Here is a 19834-nt window from a genome sequence, read left to right on the forward strand (position 1 = left end):
CAAAAGCTGTAGATTTTCCTTGAATTTGCGCGATCGCCTCCCCTCATAACTCAGCCGTATAACGCCTCTAGTCAGCGGAGGCCAGTCACCTTCTCATCTGCCGATAGCCTCTTTTCCATCCGCTGTAATATGGTTGTTAGACATCGGTTTGACTGTGATTATAGTAGGGGGATTAATATTACCTTAGGAGATACTCAAACGCACCTCTTGCTGCACTTGTAGAGGTTGCTGAACCTGAACAAACGCATCATAAATTGCAATTTTCGAGTTGATAGCTTCAAAACTGACAACTAAAGAGTAAGGAACAGTGGCCTCTGAATTCTGATTCCACCCTTCATGCCCTACTACAGCGACACAGAACCCCTCACGCAAATCATAAGATTGAACTAATGCCCAGTCTTTCTGGACGGTTCCTGCACTTCTAGAAACCTTTTTCACGATTCCATCAATTCCTTTGGGTTTTCGCTGATCATCACCATTAGATCTGAACTGTCTCTTGCCAAGAGTCCAACGAAATAAACCTTCACCTTCATCAGCATCTTCTGGAGCTTCATTGTGTTCCTTGAGTACCCTGTCTAAAAACTTTTGAGGATCTTCTCCTTTTTTACTGCATGTCCAATCAAGCCATGTTGATAGATATTTCCTCCGATGTCGACGAGTACGGCGAGGTTCAGCAACATAGGACAAAGTAATTTCAATCAAAATCTCAAAACCTTCACCTTCCCTTAAAAGACTTTCTGGTATTTGTACTTGATAAATTTTGGCTTGCCGAGCGCGGATAACTTCATTGCCTTGAGTTGTCAAAGTTACACGATTGGGAGAATTACCCAACGCTCTATCAAGATTGGGAATTCCATAGCCCATTGTTCTAATTCCTTGATACAGTTTTGCGGCGGACTCATTTGTCCAATTGGGTAAGCGTGCTGACTGAACAATAAGTGCACGATACAATAAAGTACTTTCTTGGGGAAATATTGTCGCTAAAGTGGCTGCAATATGAGTTACTTTCGGGGCAGCAAAAGAAGTGCCGACAGCATCAGAACTGATAACTTTACCACCGTAAAGCGTAGATCTTACTAGCTCAGGACAAACTGGCTCTGGTTTAGTGAAGCTTGGCGAAGTAGGTGAGTCAATTACATAATCTCCTCCGTACTCTACTACTTCTGGTTTGATAGTGTCCCAAATCCCTAACCCTGAACAAGAAAAGGAAGAAGGATAATCTACTTCTGCCACTGATTTAAGTGGAGGATTTTGATAAGTAGTATGAGCAACTGAACCTACCGTCAATGCTTGAAAACTTTGGGCAGGATTTGCAACTCGTGCAGAGGGAGTTAATAAATACTGTGGATAAGGCCGCCCAGCCTTCATATGTGCATATATAGATAGCCGAGTGACAAAGCTCGAATTCGCTTCAATATTTCCCGCAGCGACAATAAATAAAATATCTTTTTCCCAAGTCAACTTATCTATTGCGGCTGCCCAAGGAGTCATAGATTGGGTTCGACAGGGAGCGATTCCTGCAACTGAATGATTGAAAATTCGAGTTCTGGTACGGTGATGGTAAAATTCTACAATTTCTTCCAGCACTTCAGGTGGAAATAGTTTTTTAGGTAGCTGATTGCTACCATCAAGAATTCTAGCGTTCTGAATCCAACATATTGCTTGCTGACGACCTGTAGTAGGAATACCGCGAGGATAAAGAACAGCACCAGAAACTCTGGTACCATGTCCACCTCCTCGAACATAGTCAGCAGTCATATCAAGTTCTCCAGGCACCCATGATTTGGAATACTGTGAATCAATCGCAACCCGTAATTTGGGGTGAAGTTCTTGAATACCACTATCGATCACACAGACCTTAGGCGCATTAGGATCGGGAGGTTCTAGCGTAAACAGTTCCCGGTCGGATTCAGATCCATTGGGTGTCACTAAAAGAGGATTAAATTCATCAGGTTCACTGACATCAAAAATATACGGAAAGTTGAGGACAAGATCTTTCAACCCTTTTCCAAGAATCCGAATACGACAAGAAAAGCTATCTGGTAAACGTGAAATTCCTATTTCTTCACCAGCTATATTTCTAAGAATTTCACCATTGTATTGGTTAATGAATTTTTGAAGTTGATCCGTTCGTTCTGAATATAAGTCATCCCATTCTTCAGGAGACAAATTGTGCTTGTCTAACCATTTATTTACTCGTTGCTGATATTTTTCATTTCCTTCATTTTTCTTACGTTTAGGGCATCTTGAATATTGCTCTTGTATATTGATACAAGCAATGCCGATGTCTACTATATACTCCTGTTGCTCTAGAATCCGTTCCCATTCTGTTTTAAGACTTTCAGAAAGAATATATTCTGGGCGTTGAGTTCCTTCTAGAATTTCCCAAATTGCAGGAATCTTTGTCTTCCCCTTACCTTCCTGAATCAGCTTTTCAATCTTTTTCTTAAGTTCTGATAGCCCTGTATCAGATGAAGCTCCAATGATATATCCCTGCTCAAGATCAGCAACAACCTCAATACCAAAGCTCTTGAGATCATCTGCATCAAATAAATCAGGATCTACTTGTAGGATAAAGGATACTGCATCTGGCAATTCAGGTTTGCCCTCTTCCTCTCGTCTTTTCTTCTCCTCTTGCCAATTTGTAGTGATGAGATCAACTGAAGATTTCAGCTTGTTACCATGTCCACATGCATCTCCCCTGTTAGCCAAGGTAGTTGCTGAAACTCTGCCACCACCTCCTGGTGGAGCAGAGGCTATCCCTTCTTTAACAAGGTGAAGTGAAATGTGAGGAAAATTTTCGGAGCTATCAGGCATGAGAAACTAAAATGTCTTGGATTGACTCTTCTAAATGTTCTTGAATGACTAGCTCTTCACGATCTAGAATGGCTCGTTTTGCGGCATCCTGAGCAACCCTCGTAACTTGTGCAGCCGAAAAATTCACCATTTTATGCACAACTAAATTCCAATCGATTGAGCCAACTTCAACTGAAGAGAGGGTCTGTTTAAGAATAGCTTCAATTTCTGGTTCTGTTGGCTTTGGCACTTCAATAGCATCATCAAATCTTCGCCAAACAGCTTCATCAAGAAACTTGGTCAAATTAGTTGCAGCCACAAGTAAGCCGTTTGAGACTTCGTACTCATCAAGTAGTTGGAGGAATGTATTGACTACACGCTTAATTTCACCAACCTCTTGGCTATCCTCACGCGATTTAGCCAGTGCGTCACATTCGTCAATAAAAAGTAAACAAGGAGAAGCAACAGCAGCTTCAAATACTTCACGCAAATTGGTAGCGGTTTCTCCTAAATACGAGGAAACCATTGCATCAAAGCGAACTTTAACTAAGGCTAAGCCGGTATTCCAAGCAATACGTTCGGCTCCCATCGTTTTACCGCACCCTGGAGAACCATAAAGCAAAATCTTTTGGCGATAGCGCAACCCATGATGGGCAAGTCGATCACGAGCAGCATATTCCCGTTCAATACGGCGAAATCGTGTTTCTATGGCATCGGCAAGGATCATATGATGCCTCAAACTGTCACGAGGAATCGTAACAATAAACGGATGATTGAATCTATGTTTACTCGATAAGAGGGTGAGAGTATGTGTTTCGGATGCTTTAGGCGTGGCTCTCTCTGAAGAAGTTGCAGGGCTTTCTCGTACAGAATCTGATGATGAATTTTCGGGTTTGACAAGATGGGCGCTTTTCCGCAGAATGCTTTCGAGTTGATTAGCAAGGGTGGTATGCCCTAGCTTGCGTTCTTCCTCTACCACGATGGACAACATGCTTTGTATCGCCTGTGAGTCATCACTGGCAACAGCACGGAATAATCGCTTTAGCACTTCTCCTTTCATTCTTGAACCTGTTGCCTACAGCCAAATATCCCACTTTTACAATACCTAAATCTCTTGAAATCTTATGAAAACTTTACAAAATTAAAATATGCTCTCTTATAAATTGGGTTGACAACGATGTCTGACTAAGTAGCGTCTGCGAAGTAATGATACTAATTGCACAGCAGTCATCCACAAGTACTACCTAGTCCATTTTCACTAAATCTGGCTTTCCGAATCAGCTAGCACCCTAGAAGTTATTACTTCTAACTGAGGAATATCTTCTTAAGCCGCTTTCTAGGCGATTTCTATATCTGTATTGAAATAATCATGAACCAACTGATCTCGCATCTCGGCAACATCTCGCCAGGGAACATCAGGATAGTGGCTTCTTGCTGAATCTGGAATGTACTTCACAGCTTCGCCAATAGCTTTGGTCGCCCTTGAAACCGCAAGTACCTTCTCCAAATTTTGTGAGAAGACTTCAGCCAGAATGCCCGCTGTAAACTGGATAGTGCCGTAATCATGATGAGCAGGTGAGAGCGTCTTTGAGCAAGCAATCTTTCACTGAAAATCATCACTGCACAGGCACTACCCTTGCTCCCACGAATCCTAGAGATGCAGGCTAAATATCCAGGTCGGTGAGGTTCAGCTTGGCCCCGTAGGTTTCGATAAATTCCCGGCGGGGAGCCACCCGATCGCCCATCAAGATTGTGAAGATTCGATCGGCCTCGGCCGCATCATCGATTTCCACCCGTTTCATCGTGCGGGTTTCCGGGTTCATGGTGGTGTCCCAAAGCTGATCGGGCATCATTTCACCCAAACCTTTGAACCGCTGAATGTTGTAGTTGGCATTGGCCGGGAAGCCCGCCAAAATCTGCTGCAATTCCCGATCGCTGTAGCAATATTGATGATTCCTGCCGCGTTCCACTTTGTATAGGGGCGGGCAGGCAATGCAGATGTGACCTTGCTCCACCAATTCCCGTTGATAGCGATAGAAAAAGGTGAGCAGCAGGGTGCGAATGTGGGCCCCGTCCACGTCCGCATCGGTCATTAACACCACCCGGTGATAACGCAGTTGGGAAACATCAAATTCCTCGCCTTTGATGCCTAATCCCAGGGCAGAAATTAGCGACTGAATTTCGGTGTTTTTATAGATCTTGGCATCGTCGGTTTTTTCGATGTTTAGGATCTTCCCACGCAGGGGCAAAATGGCTTGGAATCGACGGTTTCGCCCTTGCTTGGCGGAACCGCCTGCCGAGTCTCCTTCCACAATAAAAATTTCTGATTCGGACGGATCCTTCGAGCTGCAATCGGCTAATTTACCCGGCAAGGGCGACGATTCCAAAACCGACTTGCGGCGCACCAATTCCCGGGCCCGGCGGGCCGCTTCGGCCGCATTAAAGGCCTGAATTGCCTTTTCCAAAATGGAGTCCGCCACGCCGGGCCGGAACTCCAAATATTCCGTGAAAACTTCCCCCACCAGGGAATCCACAATGCCGCGTACCTCGGGGTTGCCGAGTTTGGTTTTGGTTTGTCCTTCAAATTCTGGATCGGGCACTTTCACGGAAATAATCGCCGTCAAGCCTTCCCGAATATGTTCGCCGCCCAGGTTGGCATCGCCATCTTTCAGCTTGTTGCGCTTGCGGGCGATCGCGTTCATGGTGCGGGTCAAAACGGCCTTCAACCCTTCCAGGTGGGTTCCGCCATCCACGGTGCGGATGTTGTTGGCAAACCCGAATAGGTTGTCTGTGTAGGCATCGATCGACCATTGCATGGCCACTTCCACATGCACCCCGTCGCGCTCCCCTTGCACGTAGAGAATTTCCTCGTGGAGGGGCAGGCGATCGCGGTTGATGTAGGCTACATATTCCCGAATGCCGCCTTCGTAGCAGTAGGTTTCAACCTTGGGTTGCTCGGTGCGCAACAGCTCCAGCCGGTGATCGCTGAAGGTGATTTTTACGCCCGCATTCAGATAGGCCAGCTCCCGCAGCCGACTGGCGAGGGTGGCGTAGTCAAATTCTGTGCCGGTGATGAAAATTTCGCGATCGGGCAAAAAGGTGACCCGCGTGCCCGTTTGGGAATCGTCGCTGGGTTCGCTGGTCAGGGGCCCTTGGGGGATGCCTCGGCTGTAGCGTTGAACGTGCCGTTGGCTCAGGCGCTTGACTTCAACAATCACTTCTTCCGAGAGGGCATTCACCACGGACACGCCCACGCCATGGAGACCGCCGGATACTTTGTAGCCACCGCCGCCGAATTTGCCGCCCGCGTGCAGCACGGTCATCACGGTTTCGAGGGCGGATTTGCCGGTTTGGGGGTGAATGTCAACGGGGATGCCGCGGCCGTCGTCGGTGACGGTGACGGAGCCGTTGGCATTCAGATCCACTTCAATGTGGGTGCAATAACCAGCAAGGGCTTCATCGATCGAGTTGTCCACCACCTCGTAAACTAGATGATGGAGACCGCGCGGCCCAGTGGAGCCGATGTACATTCCCGGTCGCTTGCGGACAGGTTCAAGCCCTTCAAGAACCTGAATTTGATCTGCCCCATAGTTGCTGGTCATGCTCACTCCGCTCCAGATTGGACATCTTAGGCAGGTTAAATTTGCCTAAAGCCCTATAACTTCAAAACATTCCAAGATTTTAGCACAAACGGGTTCTAGGAGTTGCCAGGGTACGCTTGTTATGAATTTGGGCTTGGGATTGATTGACCTTGAAAAATGCCTGGAAAGGTCACTAACAGCCCTAGAAATTTGCCTTCCTAAGGTTGCAGCGGGGAGCCACTTCCCCCTTAGGCTCTTGGGGGAATGGCCGATCTCAGGGCGGCCATGAGTTGAGCTAAATGTTCGGGCTGGTGGGTGGCCATCAGGGTCAGGCGCAGGCGGCTGGTGGGCACGGTGGGCGGTCGAATGGCTCCGACCCACAGGCCGGCTTCCGTGAGCGATCGCCCCAATTGGCTGACGGTGGCTGGGTTGGGCACTTGCAAACAGAGAATAGGCGATTCGCTGGGCAGTAGGCGATAGGCGCGATCGCCCTGGGTGAGTTCGGCGGGCTGGGTGGCTAACCAATCCTGAAGGGCTTGACGGAGCGATCGGGTATTGTGCCAAAGGGCGGCCCGTCGATCAGGTTCTTGGTTCACAATCCGAATGGCAGCCAGGGCGGCGGCCGTGTCGGCGGGTGACAGGCCCGTGGTGTAAATCCAACTGGCGGCGCGGTTGCGCAAAAAATCGACGAGGGTGGCCGAGCCGGCCACATAGCCCCCCAAGCTGCCCAGGGCCTTGCTGAGGGTTCCCATCTGAATCAGCGATCGCCCGCTACACCCCAGGGCCTCCACGCAGCCGGCCCCCGTGGCCCCGAAAACCCCCGTCCCATGGGCCTCATCCACCAACACCATGGCGGAAAAGTCCTCCGCCAAGTCCAGAATTTCCGGCAGGGGAGCCAAGTCCCCATCCATACTAAACACCGTGTCCGTGAGGATCAGGCAGCGGCGATAGTGGGAACGGTGGCTTTGGAGCCGATCGCCCAAATCCTGCAAGTCGCCATGCCGATAGTCCACCACCGTGGCTCCACTGAGTTTGGCTCCCGCTAGCAGGCTGGAATGGTTATAGGCATCGTTCAAAATCAAATCTCGCGGGCCCACCAAGGCGGCGATCGTGCCCAAATTGGCTAAATACCCGGAACTGAAGACGATCGCGTCTTCGGTCTGTTTTAGTTGGGCGATCGCCTGTTCTAGCTCTCGGTGCAACGCTCGCTGGCCGGTAATCAGCCGTGAGCCAGTGCTGCCGGTTCCATTGGTTTGAATCGCCTCGATCGCGGCGGCCATTAACCGGTCATCGCCCGCCAACCCCAAGTAGTCATTACTGGCGAAGTTAATCAGGGTGCGGCCGTCGCGCTCCACCACGGCCCCCGGCCGGCCGCTCAGGATCTGGGGCGATCGATGCCAATGGGCCCGGTGAATCGTCTGGAGGGCCTGGGCCATCCAGTCGTAGGGGGACTCGGTTGAGGAAGGACTGGGGGCGGTCTTAGGAATGGGCATCGGTGGCGCGATCGACGGCATGGCCAGCCCCAGAACGGGCCGGATGGGTAGGGGTCTGCCCATTATGATCGATCGAATTCAAATCCTTGGGATCAACCTCCGGATCAAAGTCCCCGCGCTGACTGCCCGCCACTGGCCGATCGCCGGCTGGATGATCACTCCCCGCCGCACGATCGGGGTCAAAATCACCCGGATTAGAATCACGAAAATTATTCAGATGATTCATCCTGGGGTCATCAGCTATTTCACCGGCTCTTTCGGCAAAATCGGGATCCGGCGCTGGCGGTCGCTCGCCCACCAGCCAGTAGGTGAGCATTTCCCCGCGTCCTCGCACTTGCCAGGGGCCACGCGGCTCTAGAACAAATTGATCGCCCAACAGGGCCGCCGTGGAAGCCGTCACCTGAATTTTGGCTGCTTCCCCCTGGGACTCCATCCGGCTGGCAATATTCACCGTGTCGCCCCAGAGATCATAGATAAACTTGCGAATGCCAATGACCCCCGCCACCAAGGGGCCCGTATTCAGCCCAATTCGCAACTGAAAGGTTTGCCCATTTTTGCGTTGAAACTGCCCGATCGCCTGCTGCATTTCCAACGCCATCCGCGCCGTGTTGATGGCATGGTTAGGATGCGCCGAAGGTACGCCCCCCACGGCCATGTAGGCATCCCCGATCGTCTTGATTTTTTCAACCCCATAGCGTTCAGCAATGCGATCGAACTCCGAAAAAATGTCATTCAAACAGGACACCAACTCCGCCGCTTGAATTTGGGAAGCCCATTCCGTAAACCCCACAATGTCCGCAAACAGCACCGTTGCCGACTCGAAGCGATCGGCCATGGCCGTCTGTTGCATTTTCAGGCGCTGAGCAATTTTCTGGGGCAAAATATTCAGCAATAATTGCTCCGATTGTTGCCGTTGTTGTCGCAATTCCAGCTCTGTTTTGCGACGTTCGGTAATCTCTTGCACCATGCCTTCAAAGTAAAGAAACTTGCCCCCAGCGTCATAAACACTACGAACGGTTTCGGAAATCCAAATTCGCCGGCCATCTTTCCGGTAAACTTCCGACTCAAAATTGGATACTTCTCCGTATTGAGCCATGTAAGCCAAAAACTCTTCGCGCCGGTGCGATCGCACGTAAAGCTGCTGACCCACATTGGTGATTAATTCCATCATTTCCTGAGGCGATCCATAGCCACAAATGCGGGCCAAGGTTGGATTTACACTCATAAATCGCCCTTCCCAAGTGGCTTGAAAGATCCCTTCTAGGGCATTTTCAAAAATACTGCGATAGTTTTCCTCCGCCTGTTGCAGGGCATCGGCCGCCAACTTGCGATCGGTGATGTCATCCAAAACCCCTAAAACCCCAATCACTTGCCCCGCTTCGTCGCGAATCGGTACACGGTAGCAATCTAGCCAGATGGGCTGACCCCCTTCAGCGTGACGATATTTTCGTAATAGTTGATGGGAAATGGGTTGATTAGTTTCAATCACGCGGCGATCTTGGGCCCGAAATTGTTCGGCAATGGCTGGATCTTCAATTAAGTCCTGATCGGTTTTGCCAATCACACTTTCGGGATCCCCTAAACCGGATGCTTCTGCCCAACTTCGATTGCAACCCAAGAAAACCAAGTCAGCATTTTTCCAAAAAATTTGCTGAGGAATGTTGTCTAAAATAATGCGTAAATATTGCTTTTGTTCTTGCAGAATGGCGGCGGTTTTTTCATGTTCCGCCACTTCCGCTATTAGCCGCTGGTTTTGTTCGGCAACCAGCTTGGCAGCTCGCTGAATTTTCAGGTGTGTATTGACTCGAACCAAAACTTCTTCAAGGGCAAAGGGCTTGATTAAATAGTCAACGCCACCCACCTTGAAGGCTTGAATTTTATCTAAGCTGCCATTGGAGCCGCCATCAGAGCTGCCAGTAAAAATAATCGGAATATCGGCAGTTTTTGGGTTGGCTTTCAGCTCCTCGCAAAGGGCAAAGCCACTGCGATCGGGCAGATACACATCCAATAGGATGAGGTCAAAGGTATGGTGCTTCAGTTGCTGCCAAGCCTGATGGGCATTATCCGCCAGCAGGATGTGATAGCCCTCACGCGCTAGAAGTCGATGTAAAAGAGTGCGATCGTCCGTTCGATCGTCCACGATCAACAGACTGGAGCGGGCCACCGACCAATCAGGACGCAGAACGGGTCTCTCTGCACCGTCGGGCAAACTCTCGGCAGACGGGTCGATCGAGAAAGTCACAAGGCTCTCCTCAAAAGCTGAGGCGCAAACGAAGCCGCATCACGGCAAACTACCAATATCTTATCGCTGACCCAGCTTCTGGCGAGGAAGCATTCTTGGATCATTTTCCGCATAATCACGGTTATGGTTTGGCTGATTATGCTTGCCCCTAGTCGTTATTCTTGCGAAGAATAGATATTTTCGGGTCTAATATGACCAAATTGCAACGCAAAGAGCGCTCCACAGCATCTTCAGACCCCAAAGTCAGCCAAGTAGCAATTAATACGGTGCTTTGAAAATACTCGATCGACTGTGAGCGAAGCGTGAACATTGGCCCTGGCCCGGGCGGCAGTTTTGGGCGGGTTCGGGGTGGCTTGCCGGTCTTTGCTGGCTGATTTTCGGGGGCTGACGAATTTCAGGGGTTGGTTTATGGCAGGAGTTTGTTTTAGGTTGCCTATTTGTTTTAGGTTGTTGGTCTTGGTTGGTTTGATTTGGTTGACCGATTCTGTTTGTCTTTAACGCGGCGGTGAATGGGCATGACTCAAAATTCCCCAATTCCAGTAGTGGTGGTTGGTGCGGCTGGCAAGATGGGCCGTGAGGTGGTGAAGGCGGTGGCGGCTGCGCCCGATATGACCCTCATTGGGGCAGTCGATCGCGCGCCGGAGCTAGTGGGCCAGGATGTGGGCGAAGTGGTCGGCTGCGGCCCCTTGGAAGTGCCGATTTTGGATCAGCTAGAGGCGACTTTGGCCATGGCGGCCCAAGAGCGACAGTTAGGCGTGATGGTGGATTTCACGCACCCCAGTTCGGTCTATGAAAATGCGCGATCGGCGATCGCCTATGGCATTCGACCCGCGATCGGCACAACGGGGCTGAGTGAGCAACAGGTGCGCGAGTTGGCGGAATTTGCCGACAAGGCCAGCACCGGTTGCGCCATCATTCCCAACTTCTCGATCGGGATGGTGTTGCTTCAGCAGGCTGCGGTTCAAGCCTCCCAATATTTCGATCATGTGGAAATCATTGAGCTGCACCACAACCAAAAGGCCGACGCACCCAGCGGCACGGCCCTGCAAACGGTGCAACTGATGTCTGGATTGGGCAAAACCTTCAATCCGGCACAGGTGGAAGAAAAGGAGTTGATTCCCGGTGCGCGGGGCAGCTTGGCCGGCGACAATATCAATGTTCACAGCGTTCGCTTGCCGGGTCTCATTGCTCACCAGGAGGTGATCTTTGGTGCGCCGGGCCAAATCTACACGCTGCGCCACGACACGAGCGATCGGGCCTGTTATATGCCCGGTGTGTTGCTGACGATTCGGAAGCTGATTGACCTGAAGTGCTTGGTTTATGGTCTTGAAAAACTGCTGTAGCAGCGCGACAACCTGATGTCGATCGGTCAAGGCCAATGGCCGTTGCCGTTACCTGATCACTAGGCAGCAAGGGGCTTCAGCCCCTTGTGAGGGCGACTGGCTGCCCTCCGATGGCTTAACCTTGTCCACTCGCCTCAGTGACTTCCTCAGAAACTTCCTCAGAACCGCCTCCGAACAACCTATGCTGGTTCCGCTGACCCGTGACGCTTTCGATCGACTGATTCCCTCGATCGCCACCTATCCGCAATACCAATTCTATTGGGGGCGGCCGGCGGACTTCATTCGCCGCCTGGCCATTTCCGTGGTGGGCATGGTGGTGACCTGGCTGGGCAGCCTAGCCACGGGCGATGCGACGGGGCCCATTTGGTTTGTGCTGGGCTTTGCGGCAGCGCTCTATTGGTTTTGGGCCCCCATCTATTGGGCCAGCCTCCGCAATGGCAAGGTGCGCAAATTCGGCTATTGCGGTTTTTGGGAAGGTGAAATTCTGGATGTTTATGTGACCGAAGAGCTGGTGGGTCAAGAGGAAACGGTGAACCGCCAGGGCGAGTTGGTGATTGTGGAAAACCGGGAGCGTTGCCTCAACTTGGAAGTGGGCGATGAGACGGGATTTGAAACCCGTTTGCAGGCTCCGCTGCGTCGCGAGCACAAGGGCATTAAGCCGGGAATGCGGGCGCAAACCCTGATTTTGTCTGATCGCCCCGATTTGGGACGAGTGGCCCAAGTGGCTGATTTTTATATTCCTGATCGCCAAGTTTGGATCAGTGACTATCCCCTGTTGCAACGGGAAGCCTTTGAGGAGGTGAGCCGGGAGCTGAGCGACCCACCGCCAAATCGTCGATCGCGTCGGCCCAGCCGTCCGGCCCCGAGCCAGGAGACCGGCTTAGCCCGCCGCCCGGATCCGCGCGATCGGGCCCTGGCCCGTTATGATCGGCGTGATGCCTCCGAGGGGCGCGGGCGGTTTGATGATCTTGAAGATGACTTTGAGAACAACGATTTCGAGAACTTTGAGGACGATCGCGGCGATCGTCCCCGTCGCCGCCGCTAGAACCTGAAAACGGCCCCAACAACACAAAAAAGCCCTAACCGTCGATCAAAGTCGATCAAAACAGACCCTGCTGCCCAGAATGCTCGCTAAATCCCAGGAACTGCTGACAGTTGGGTCAATTTGTCGGTTAGGGAATTGACGGAATGGGTTGAGCTTGGTATTCCTGATGTCAACATGAGCGTGCTTGACTGACCCTAACGATCCCCGATCGCCCCTTGTCACCCGAAACCGCTCGATCGCCTAACCTCGCTGAATTCCGTCTTTTGGATCCCTATCGCGCGTTAGCTCGTCGATCAGCCTGTGGAACCCCTATCCTTTTCCGATCCGTTTAATGGTGCGTCGTCGCCCGGGGTGACCCTATTTGGGCCGCCACATCTTGCGCCCGGGGCAATTGGGGGAGCGGATTGGTTGCCCCCAGTGCCCCCAGAGGAGATGGTTAGCGAAGTAACCGTCATGCCCGAGCATTCTGCGGACTGGTTGTTGCAACAGTGGTTGGATCTGGGGCTTCAGCAGCTCGAAGCCAGCAATTATCCTGGGGCGATCGAAGCCTTTGAACGGGCCCTCGATATCCAATCTGACTTAACCGTTGCTCGCCACGGCCGGGCGATCGCCCTTGTGGGGGCCCAGGCCTATGCCGAAGCTCTCCCGGAACTGGAGGCACTCCTGCAACGAATTCCGCACCAAATGGATCTTTGGGGGAACTATGGCCATGCCCTCGCTGCCATGGAGCGCCACGAGGAAGCCCTCGCCGCCTATCGCCACATCCTGGCCATTGATCCCAACGTTGTCAATGCCTGGCTCGATTGTGGACGGTTGCTGCAAACCCTAGACCGCTGGGGCGAGGCTGCCGCCGCCTATGAACGGGCTTTGGAGTTGCAACCCACCGCCAGCACGGCCTGGTTCGCCCGGGGAATGCTTCAGAAAAAGCTCGGTCAACGGGCCCAAGCCCTGGAGTCCTTTGAACGCACCCTGTCGATCGATCCCCATTGCAAGGAAGCCTGGAACTATCGTGGCAACTTGCTCGAAGATTTGGGCCGCACCCAGGAAGCCCGCGAGGCCTATCAACGGGCGATCGACCTGGATCCTCAATATGCCGAAGCTTGGAATAACCTAGGCATTGCCCTCGATAGCCAACAGGCCCACCAGGAAGCCCTGGAAGCCTTTCACCAGTCTTTGGCCAGCGATCCGAATAATCCCGATGTGTGGAATAACTGTGGCCTCACCTTGGACAGTCTGGGGCAATTAGGCGAGGCGGTGACCGCGTTCGATCGCGCCTTGGCCCTCACCCAAAACAGTCACTGGAAATCTTGGGCAAATCGGGGCTGTGTCCTTTGGCGGCTCCACGGCTATGCGGCCGCCCTCAAAAACTGGAATCAGGGCATCGACTCCCTCGATCGTCAAGCCCCAGACTATGCCCTCGGTTGCGGCATTTTGCACTATCACAAGGGTCGGGCCCATGTGGACGAAGGCCAGCGCCACTCCGATGCCTTCCCCTACTTGCAAGAGGCGCGACTCTGTTTTGAGCAAGCCCTCAATTTCCTCACGCCCGATCGCCATCCAGATTGGTATTTAGAAGCGGCCCAAGGGGCGATCGACACGTATCGGGCCCTGGGTAATGCAGACCAAGCTCAAGCCCTGATGTATAGCGCCACGGAACTGCTGCGCCGTCGAATGCGCGAAACGGACTGCACCAGCCAAAAAATGGCCCTCGCGAACAAGCTGGCTAGCTTCTACCAAAACGGGCGATCGTAGCGATTGGTCGTTGGAATGATGAATCCCTTAGTCAATAATTATTATCTGTAGTTACAGCCTTTACCTAGAACGATTGGTACGTCATATTACAGATGCCATAAAGCAGTTATGAGGTGGGCAGTGCCCACCCTACTAGCGCGTCAAGCTTATTTTGATAGGTCAAATTAGATGACTGTTGCTGTTACCAGATCGTTAGGCAGCGAGGGGCTTAATCCCCTTGTTGCTACGACTGAGTTCTTCAACAAAAAAACTGCGATCGAGCGATCGCAGTTCGTCAAAAAGGTGAGGATAAAAGAACGAGAAAATCATTCAAGAATTGGGCAACGATGATTCCATGAATGATTGGGAATTTGGACAAAATCACGGGTCGTGAGTTGATCGAGCCACTGGATATTCAGCAACCGCCATTGATCCGGCTTCAGCCGATTTCAGCAGTTTCCACAACACCAATCACCTCAATCGCTTCTCCCCCGTAATTTGGGTCATCATCCGGTTTGTGCTCAAGTTTTGTGCTCAAGTTTAACGATCGAACCATTCGCCCCAATTGATCGTTCAAACCCTGATTTTGGGTCAGGAGCACCAGGAACCTAGAAACTGAACTCGGTGCGCACCACGCCCAAGATGGCCGTGTTGTTGTCGTTGCCCGTGTCCGCATTGAACACCGCAATCACCCCCGGAGTGATCGAAATGAAGTCGTTCACGGCCCAGCGGTAGAGCGCTTCCACGTGGATCGGCGTTTCATCGTCCTCTTCCACGCCATCCGCACTGATCACCGTCGGCGGCTGACCCACCAACAAGGATCCCAGGTTGCCTTCTTTGCCCAAGTCAGGGAAGACCAAACCCACAGCCCAGTTCAGCACGTCGATGCTGTCGTCGCTTTGGGCATCTTCCGCCTTGGTGTAACCAACCCAACCGTTCAAGCCCACCTTGGGCGAGAACAGATAGTTAGCTTGCAGGCCAACACTGTTGCTGATCGCGGAATGGTCGCCAAAGGGGTTGATCGTGCGGCGCGTGCCGGTGCGACCCAATAGGCCCAAGTCTTCGTCGGCGTATTGGTAATCGTCGTTGGAGTAGTAGCTGTGGGCAAAGAACAGGCCAGCGCTGAAGCGGCTGTCACTGCTCTTGTAGTTCAAGCTGGCGCTGGCGCTGTAGCTACCGCCGAAAAGACCGCTGCCATCACTGGGGCTGGCGGCGTTGCCGGCCATGTAGGCGGCCCCGATCGACCATTGATCGCTGGGACTCCAAACCAAGCCCACCCCAGCATCAGCCGGTTGACGCAACACGGGCGGCCGATCGCCAAATCGCGACAGGGCCCCGGAACCATCGCCATAGAGGAAGGGGTTGTGGGTGTCGTGGATGTCATCCAAATCCAACCCGGTGGTTCCCACCAGGGCTTCCACTTTTTCCCCGATCGGGAAGCGATAGCCCAAATAGGTCAGGCTGATTTGGTTGCTATTGCCGTCGCCGTAGCTCAGGGAACCCAAGCCCGTCACATCGTTCAGCGGATTCTGAACATTGTTGGTTTCCAAACGGGTGGTCAGGGTGTCTTTGCCCGTGAAGCTGGTGTTGAACACCAGTCGCACCCGATTGCTGAAGGTGACGTTTTCAGCGTTGCTGTCGTCGTCATCGCCCGTGAGGGTTCCCCCTTGCAAACCAAGGATGGCGTTCCCGGTCAACTTGGTGGTGGTGGAGAATTGGGTTTTCTCCAGGTAAGAAATCCGACCTTCCAGGGTATCTACGCGACCCCGCAGGGCAGCCAGCTCGGTCTTGAACATGTCCTGCAATTTCTTCAGGACTTCTAGATCGGCCTTGGTGGCGTAGTCGGCCACGTTGGTCACGAGTAATTCTTGGATTCGATCGAGGCAAGCATTCAAACCGGCCGCGAACTCGTAGCGGGTCATGGCCCGGTTGCCCTTGTAGGTTCCGTCGGGATAACCGGCGATGCAACCGTAGCGCTCAACCAGCGATTGCAGGGCTTGGAAGGCCCAATCGGTGGGTTGCACGTCCGACAGTTGCGAGACGGAGGTGACCTGATCGGCGCTGCTGGCGCGGCGGTTGCGTCCCTCTTGGCCGTATTGGTTGAGGTCGTTGATCAGCTCGCTGGTGTCGGCCACGGCCCCGATCGAGTCGGGATTGGCCAAGTCAGGGCTAGTGGAATTAACGGATTGGGCTAAGGCCGGTGCAGCGGGAGCCGCCGCCAACAGGGCCAGGGCAGCGATCGGGGTTAAGCGCGATCGCCAATGGAACCGAGACATATGCAAACCTCACACGAAAAATCTGAGTCCATTGCAAACTGAATTCATCCCCAGCCTTTAACCATCAAAAGCTGGCAGCAATTCCTCAAAATCACTGCCCTCCCAAGGTCGCCAGCCCAGAGCCAAATCCCTTCGCATCCATCAAAAAGATAATGATTCTCAATCTGATTTATGAAAAGATAATTAAGCGGCGATGAATCAGTTTTGATCGTCATTCTAGCGAATTCTAGATCGATCTAAGGCAGAACAAAGACAAAATATTATTGATTTTAGATCTCAATAGTATAACATCAATTTTGCGTGAAATTACTGAAATAAATCGTTCAAAATTACAAAACACCCCCCCAACAGCAAGTCCCCAGCCGACAGGTGCAGCAGGTTCCAGGGCATGAATTCTGATTGGATATGGAGCCGATCGAACCGTTTCAAGCGATCGACTCCTTCGCGCCGCTCAACCCGATCCAGCCGATCAGCGATTTTGGCCCCAGGGCAACGGCGCAATTGGCCCTAAGAATTCTCGAGATTGTGAGCAGCAGCGCGATCAAACCAACGGAGCAGCACGCGGGCTAACTTGCCCGAGTGGTGGCGAATCAGGCCTGTGTGGGGATCTTCGTCAATGACGTTGGCAATCACAATCCGGCGACCCAGACGCGCCACCGCTTCCCGATCGAGCTGAATGGGGTGGCTATGTTCGCGGGCGTAGCGATCGAGGGTTTTGGGGGATGGGGGATTTTTTTGCACCAACACCGCATCAAACAATTTGTGACCACAGGCCTGGTCGATCGCCCGGATATGATCCGAAACGGTGTAGCCCTCCGTTTCTCCCGGCTGGCTCATCACGTTGCACACATAGATCCGAGGAGCCGGACAACGGGCGATCGCCTCAGTAATTTCTGGAACCAACAGATTGGGGATCACGCTGGTGTAGAGGCTGCCGGGGCCAATGATGATGTAGTCCGCCGACTCGATCGCCTCGATCGCCCGAGGCACGGCCCGAGGATTAGACGGCGTGCAACCAATGCGGGCAATTTGCCCATGGGCCTCGCTGATGTTCGACTCGCCCTCCACGTAACGGCCATCGGTTAGCTCAGCCCAGAGCACCACATCCTCCAGCGTGGCCGGCAACACCCGCCCCTGCACCGCCAGGACTTGGGAACTGGCATCGATCGCCTGTTCCAAGTCTCCCGTGATGTCGCTCATGGCCGTCAAAAACAAATTGCCAAAGCTGTGGCCCGCCAACCCGCTGCCGGTGGTGAAGCGATATTGAAACAACGCCGTCATCAGCCGCTCTTCCGCCGACAGGGCCGCCAAGCAATTGCGAATATCCCCCGGTGGCAGCACCCCAAAATCGCGCCGCAGCCGTCCTGAAGATCCGCCATCATCCGCCACCGTCACAATGGCCGTGATGTTGGCGCTGTATTGCTTGAGGCCTCGCAACAGGGTTGAGAGACCCGTGCCACCCCCGATCGCCACAATGCGCGGCCCCCGATTCAGCCGCCGATGGGTCAAGAGGCGATCGATCAACTCCTCATCCCCATCGGGCATCAGCACTTCCGCGATCGTTCCCAGGGTGCGCGTTTGTCCCCACAACACCAGCCCCAACCCCCCCGCCAACACCAGCGGCCCAGAAACATTATTGGGAATTAGGGTGGCCAAGCGCCCCACAAACTCTTGCAAAAACTGAGTGGTGTAAAACACCGGGGTTTGCTTTGTCCAAATGGCCGCCCCAAACCACACCAACACCGCCCCGCTCGCACTGGTCAACAGCCAGCGCTTGACCAACAAACCCGGCGCAAGCCACTTCACCCATTGGTTAACCCGTTTGGGAGCGCGACGCTGCAAAATGGCTCGCGGTAGGTTGCTGAGCCAGTGAACGGTTGAGTAGGACAGTCGATTCTTCAAGGGAAAGGTGGGGAAAAACGGACAAACGAAGCCAAGGCAAGCAGAATCAACAACAAGCACTGGGGCCACAACGGCGGCAACGGCAGCAGTTACCGGGACGCAGGGGAATTAAACCATTGGTGGGGGATCGGGTTCTGGCCAATGGCTACCGTCTCCTTCAAGCACGTATTCAAGAACATCTTTAAGGACGTAGGCTTAACACCCATGGATCCCCGTTGTTGGCGGTGATTGAGCCGGTGATTAATCCGCTAATCCTGAATCCCGATCGCCCCAGCCTGGATCCGCAAACGGGCGGGCTAAAATGGCGAGCAACGGAATTAACCGTTTCCAACCGTCGTAATTTCCATGAGGATAGCGCGTTGCGGATTGGATCCCGGGATGAGTAGCCCGCTCGGTGGGCTGGCATGGCTGGGAATGCTGGCTGCTGGTCAGTCGGTCTGGTTCGTGCGGCAAGACCAGTTCAACCCATCGATCGCAACCCATTGGTCGCAACCCATCAACCGCCAAATTTGCCGCGATCGGATCCAAAACAGCAAGCAATCACAGCAAGCAATCACCCAATCATTCCAGCCATGTCTCAATCCCTGGTTTGTGGTGGATCGGCGAACCCGCTGCCCCTTGATCGCCCCTTGGTGGAACTGCGCGGGGTCAGCAAAACGCTGGGCGATCGCAAAATTCTCGATCGAGTGGATTTCGCCATTTATCCCAACGAGGCGATCGCGATTATTGGCCCCTCCGGCACGGGAAAATCAACCATCTTACGGGTGATTAGCGGCCTGTTGGAACCCGACGAAGGCGAGGTTTATTTGTTAGGAGAACCCCGCCAAGGCCTGCTGGGCGACAGCCACAAACCAGAGGGGGTAGAAATCAAGTTGGTGTTTCAGCAAGCCGCCCTGTTTGATTCCCTGACGGTGGGCGAAAATGTGGGGTTTTCCTTGCTGGAGGCGGGTCAGTTGCCCCCGCGCGAAATTCAAAAATTGGTCGATCGCGCCCTGGAGCGGGTGGGGTTGCCGGCCATTGCCGATCGCTACCCGGCGGAGTTGTCGGGCGGCATGAAAAAACGGGTCAGTTTTGCCCGCGCCATCATTGAAAATCCTGCTCCCGATGGCACACCCATTCCTGAAGTGTTGCTCTATGACGAGCCAACAGCTGGCCTTGACCCGATCGCCTCCACAATTGTGGAAGACCTGATGCGGGAACTGAGCCAAAAGGTCAATTTTTGCTCAACCTATGTGGTCGTGACCCACCAGGACAGCACCATTCGTCGCACAGCCGATCGGGTGGTGTTTTTATATGATGGGCGCATTCGCTGGCAAGGGAAAATCCAGGAAATTGACACCACTGATAATCCCTACGTGCGCCAGTTTTTCAACAGCGCGATCGAGGGGCCCATTCAGGTGGTCACCGCCTAGTTAAGACTTGGGT

14 protein-coding genes are annotated in these 19834 nt (G+C 53.0%); 5 read left to right on the forward strand and 9 right to left on the reverse strand.

Annotated elements, in window-relative coordinates; genetic code table 11:
• Window positions 1-183 precede the first annotated feature (183 nt).
• The 6 genes from ACZA91_RS16070 to ACZA91_RS16095 form a co-directional block, all read right to left on the reverse strand.
• The gene (locus tag ACZA91_RS16070; protein WP_190535060.1) at window positions 184-2817 is read right to left on the reverse strand and encodes a S8 family peptidase; all 2634 of its coding nucleotides are present in this window, start codon (window positions 2815-2817) and stop codon (window positions 184-186) included.
• A complete protein-coding gene (locus ACZA91_RS16075) occupies window positions 2810-3856 on the reverse strand; it encodes an ATP-binding protein (protein ID WP_190535062.1) in 1047 nt (348 codons plus the stop codon). The genes ACZA91_RS16070 and ACZA91_RS16075 overlap by 8 nt, the downstream gene beginning before the upstream one ends.
• A gap of 276 nt (window positions 3857-4132) precedes the next feature.
• The gene (locus ACZA91_RS16080) at window positions 4133-4396 is read right to left on the reverse strand and encodes a HepT-like ribonuclease domain-containing protein (protein ID WP_190535104.1); all 264 of its coding nucleotides are present in this window, start codon (window positions 4394-4396) and stop codon (window positions 4133-4135) included.
• A gap of 64 nt (window positions 4397-4460) precedes the next feature.
• Complete coding sequence (gyrB, locus tag ACZA91_RS16085; RefSeq protein WP_463183382.1) at window positions 4461-6398, reverse strand: DNA topoisomerase (ATP-hydrolyzing) subunit B; 1938 nt, start codon at window positions 6396-6398, stop codon at window positions 4461-4463.
• A gap of 227 nt (window positions 6399-6625) precedes the next feature.
• Window positions 6626-7870: an 8-amino-7-oxononanoate synthase gene (gene bioF / locus ACZA91_RS16090; RefSeq protein ID WP_463186457.1), complete on the reverse strand. Its 1245-nt coding sequence runs from the start codon at window positions 7868-7870 to the stop codon at window positions 6626-6628.
• Complete coding sequence (locus ACZA91_RS16095; RefSeq protein ID WP_463183384.1) at window positions 7857-10112, reverse strand: adenylate/guanylate cyclase domain-containing protein; 2256 nt, start codon at window positions 10110-10112, stop codon at window positions 7857-7859. The genes bioF and ACZA91_RS16095 overlap by 14 nt, the downstream gene beginning before the upstream one ends.
• Window positions 10113-10627: 515 nt before the next feature.
• Here ACZA91_RS16095 and dapB point away from each other — a divergent pair.
• The 3 genes from dapB to ACZA91_RS16110 all read left to right on the forward strand — a co-directional run bounded on the left by dapB (window position 10628) and on the right by ACZA91_RS16110 (window position 14252).
• A complete protein-coding gene (gene dapB, locus ACZA91_RS16100) occupies window positions 10628-11455 on the forward strand; it encodes a 4-hydroxy-tetrahydrodipicolinate reductase (protein WP_463183386.1) in 828 nt (275 codons plus the stop codon).
• Between the two features lie 181 nt (window positions 11456-11636).
• The gene (locus tag ACZA91_RS16105) at window positions 11637-12500 is read left to right on the forward strand and encodes a phosphate ABC transporter permease (RefSeq protein WP_463183388.1); all 864 of its coding nucleotides are present in this window, start codon (window positions 11637-11639) and stop codon (window positions 12498-12500) included.
• A gap of 300 nt (window positions 12501-12800) precedes the next feature.
• On the forward strand, window positions 12801-14252 hold the full coding sequence (locus tag ACZA91_RS16110; RefSeq protein WP_099533584.1) for a tetratricopeptide repeat protein: 1452 nt from the start codon (window positions 12801-12803) through the stop codon (window positions 14250-14252).
• A 587-nt stretch (window positions 14253-14839) separates the two neighbouring features.
• On the opposite strand, the gene ACZA91_RS16115 is transcribed toward ACZA91_RS16110, so the two are convergent.
• The 3 genes from ACZA91_RS16115 to ACZA91_RS16125 all read right to left on the reverse strand — a co-directional run bounded on the left by ACZA91_RS16115 (window position 14840) and on the right by ACZA91_RS16125 (window position 18352).
• Window positions 14840-16507 (reverse strand): iron uptake porin, encoded by a 1668-nt coding sequence (locus tag ACZA91_RS16115; RefSeq protein WP_463183390.1) that lies wholly within the window; start codon window positions 16505-16507, stop codon window positions 14840-14842.
• A gap of 306 nt (window positions 16508-16813) precedes the next feature.
• Complete coding sequence (locus ACZA91_RS16120) at window positions 16814-17008, reverse strand: hypothetical protein (RefSeq protein WP_463183392.1); 195 nt, start codon at window positions 17006-17008, stop codon at window positions 16814-16816.
• Window positions 17009-17014: 6 nt separating this feature from the next.
• Entirely contained in the window at window positions 17015-18352 is a 1338-nt protein-coding gene (locus tag ACZA91_RS16125) for a gluconeogenesis factor YvcK family protein (protein WP_234406959.1), read from the reverse strand.
• A 272-nt stretch (window positions 18353-18624) separates the two neighbouring features.
• On the opposite strand from ACZA91_RS16125, the gene ACZA91_RS16130 reads away from it, so the two are divergent.
• Window positions 18625-18795 carry a hypothetical protein gene (locus ACZA91_RS16130; protein WP_190529439.1) on the forward strand — a complete coding sequence of 57 codons (171 nt, stop codon included), beginning with the start codon at window positions 18625-18627 and terminating at the stop codon, window positions 18793-18795.
• A gap of 186 nt (window positions 18796-18981) precedes the next feature.
• Complete coding sequence (locus ACZA91_RS16135) at window positions 18982-19821, forward strand: ABC transporter ATP-binding protein (protein WP_463183394.1); 840 nt, start codon at window positions 18982-18984, stop codon at window positions 19819-19821.
• Window positions 19822-19834: the final 13 nt, after the last annotated feature.

The organism is Limnothrix sp. CMB-01 (assembly GCF_055193175.1).

Bases quoted from the DNA above. Each gene is read 5' to 3' on its own strand.
- ACZA91_RS16070 (WP_190535060.1), bottom strand. From the start codon at position 2,817: ATGCCTGATAGCTCCGAAAATTTTCCTCACATTTCACTTCACCTTGTT.
- ACZA91_RS16115 (WP_463183390.1), bottom strand. From the start codon at position 16,507: ATGTCTCGGTTCCATTGGCGATCGCGCTTAACCCCGATCGCTGCCCTG.
- bioF (WP_463186457.1), bottom strand. From the start codon at position 7,870: ATGCCCATTCCTAAGACCGCCCCCAGTCCTTCCTCAACCGAGTCCCCC.
- ACZA91_RS16135 (WP_463183394.1), top strand. From the start codon at position 18,982: ATGTCTCAATCCCTGGTTTGTGGTGGATCGGCGAACCCGCTGCCCCTT.
- gyrB (WP_463183382.1), bottom strand. From the start codon at position 6,398: ATGACCAGCAACTATGGGGCAGATCAAATTCAGGTTCTTGAAGGGCTT.
- ACZA91_RS16105 (WP_463183388.1), top strand. From the start codon at position 11,637: ATGCTGGTTCCGCTGACCCGTGACGCTTTCGATCGACTGATTCCCTCG.
- ACZA91_RS16075 (WP_190535062.1), bottom strand. From the start codon at position 3,856: ATGAAAGGAGAAGTGCTAAAGCGATTATTCCGTGCTGTTGCCAGTGAT.
- dapB (WP_463183386.1), top strand. From the start codon at position 10,628: ATGACTCAAAATTCCCCAATTCCAGTAGTGGTGGTTGGTGCGGCTGGC.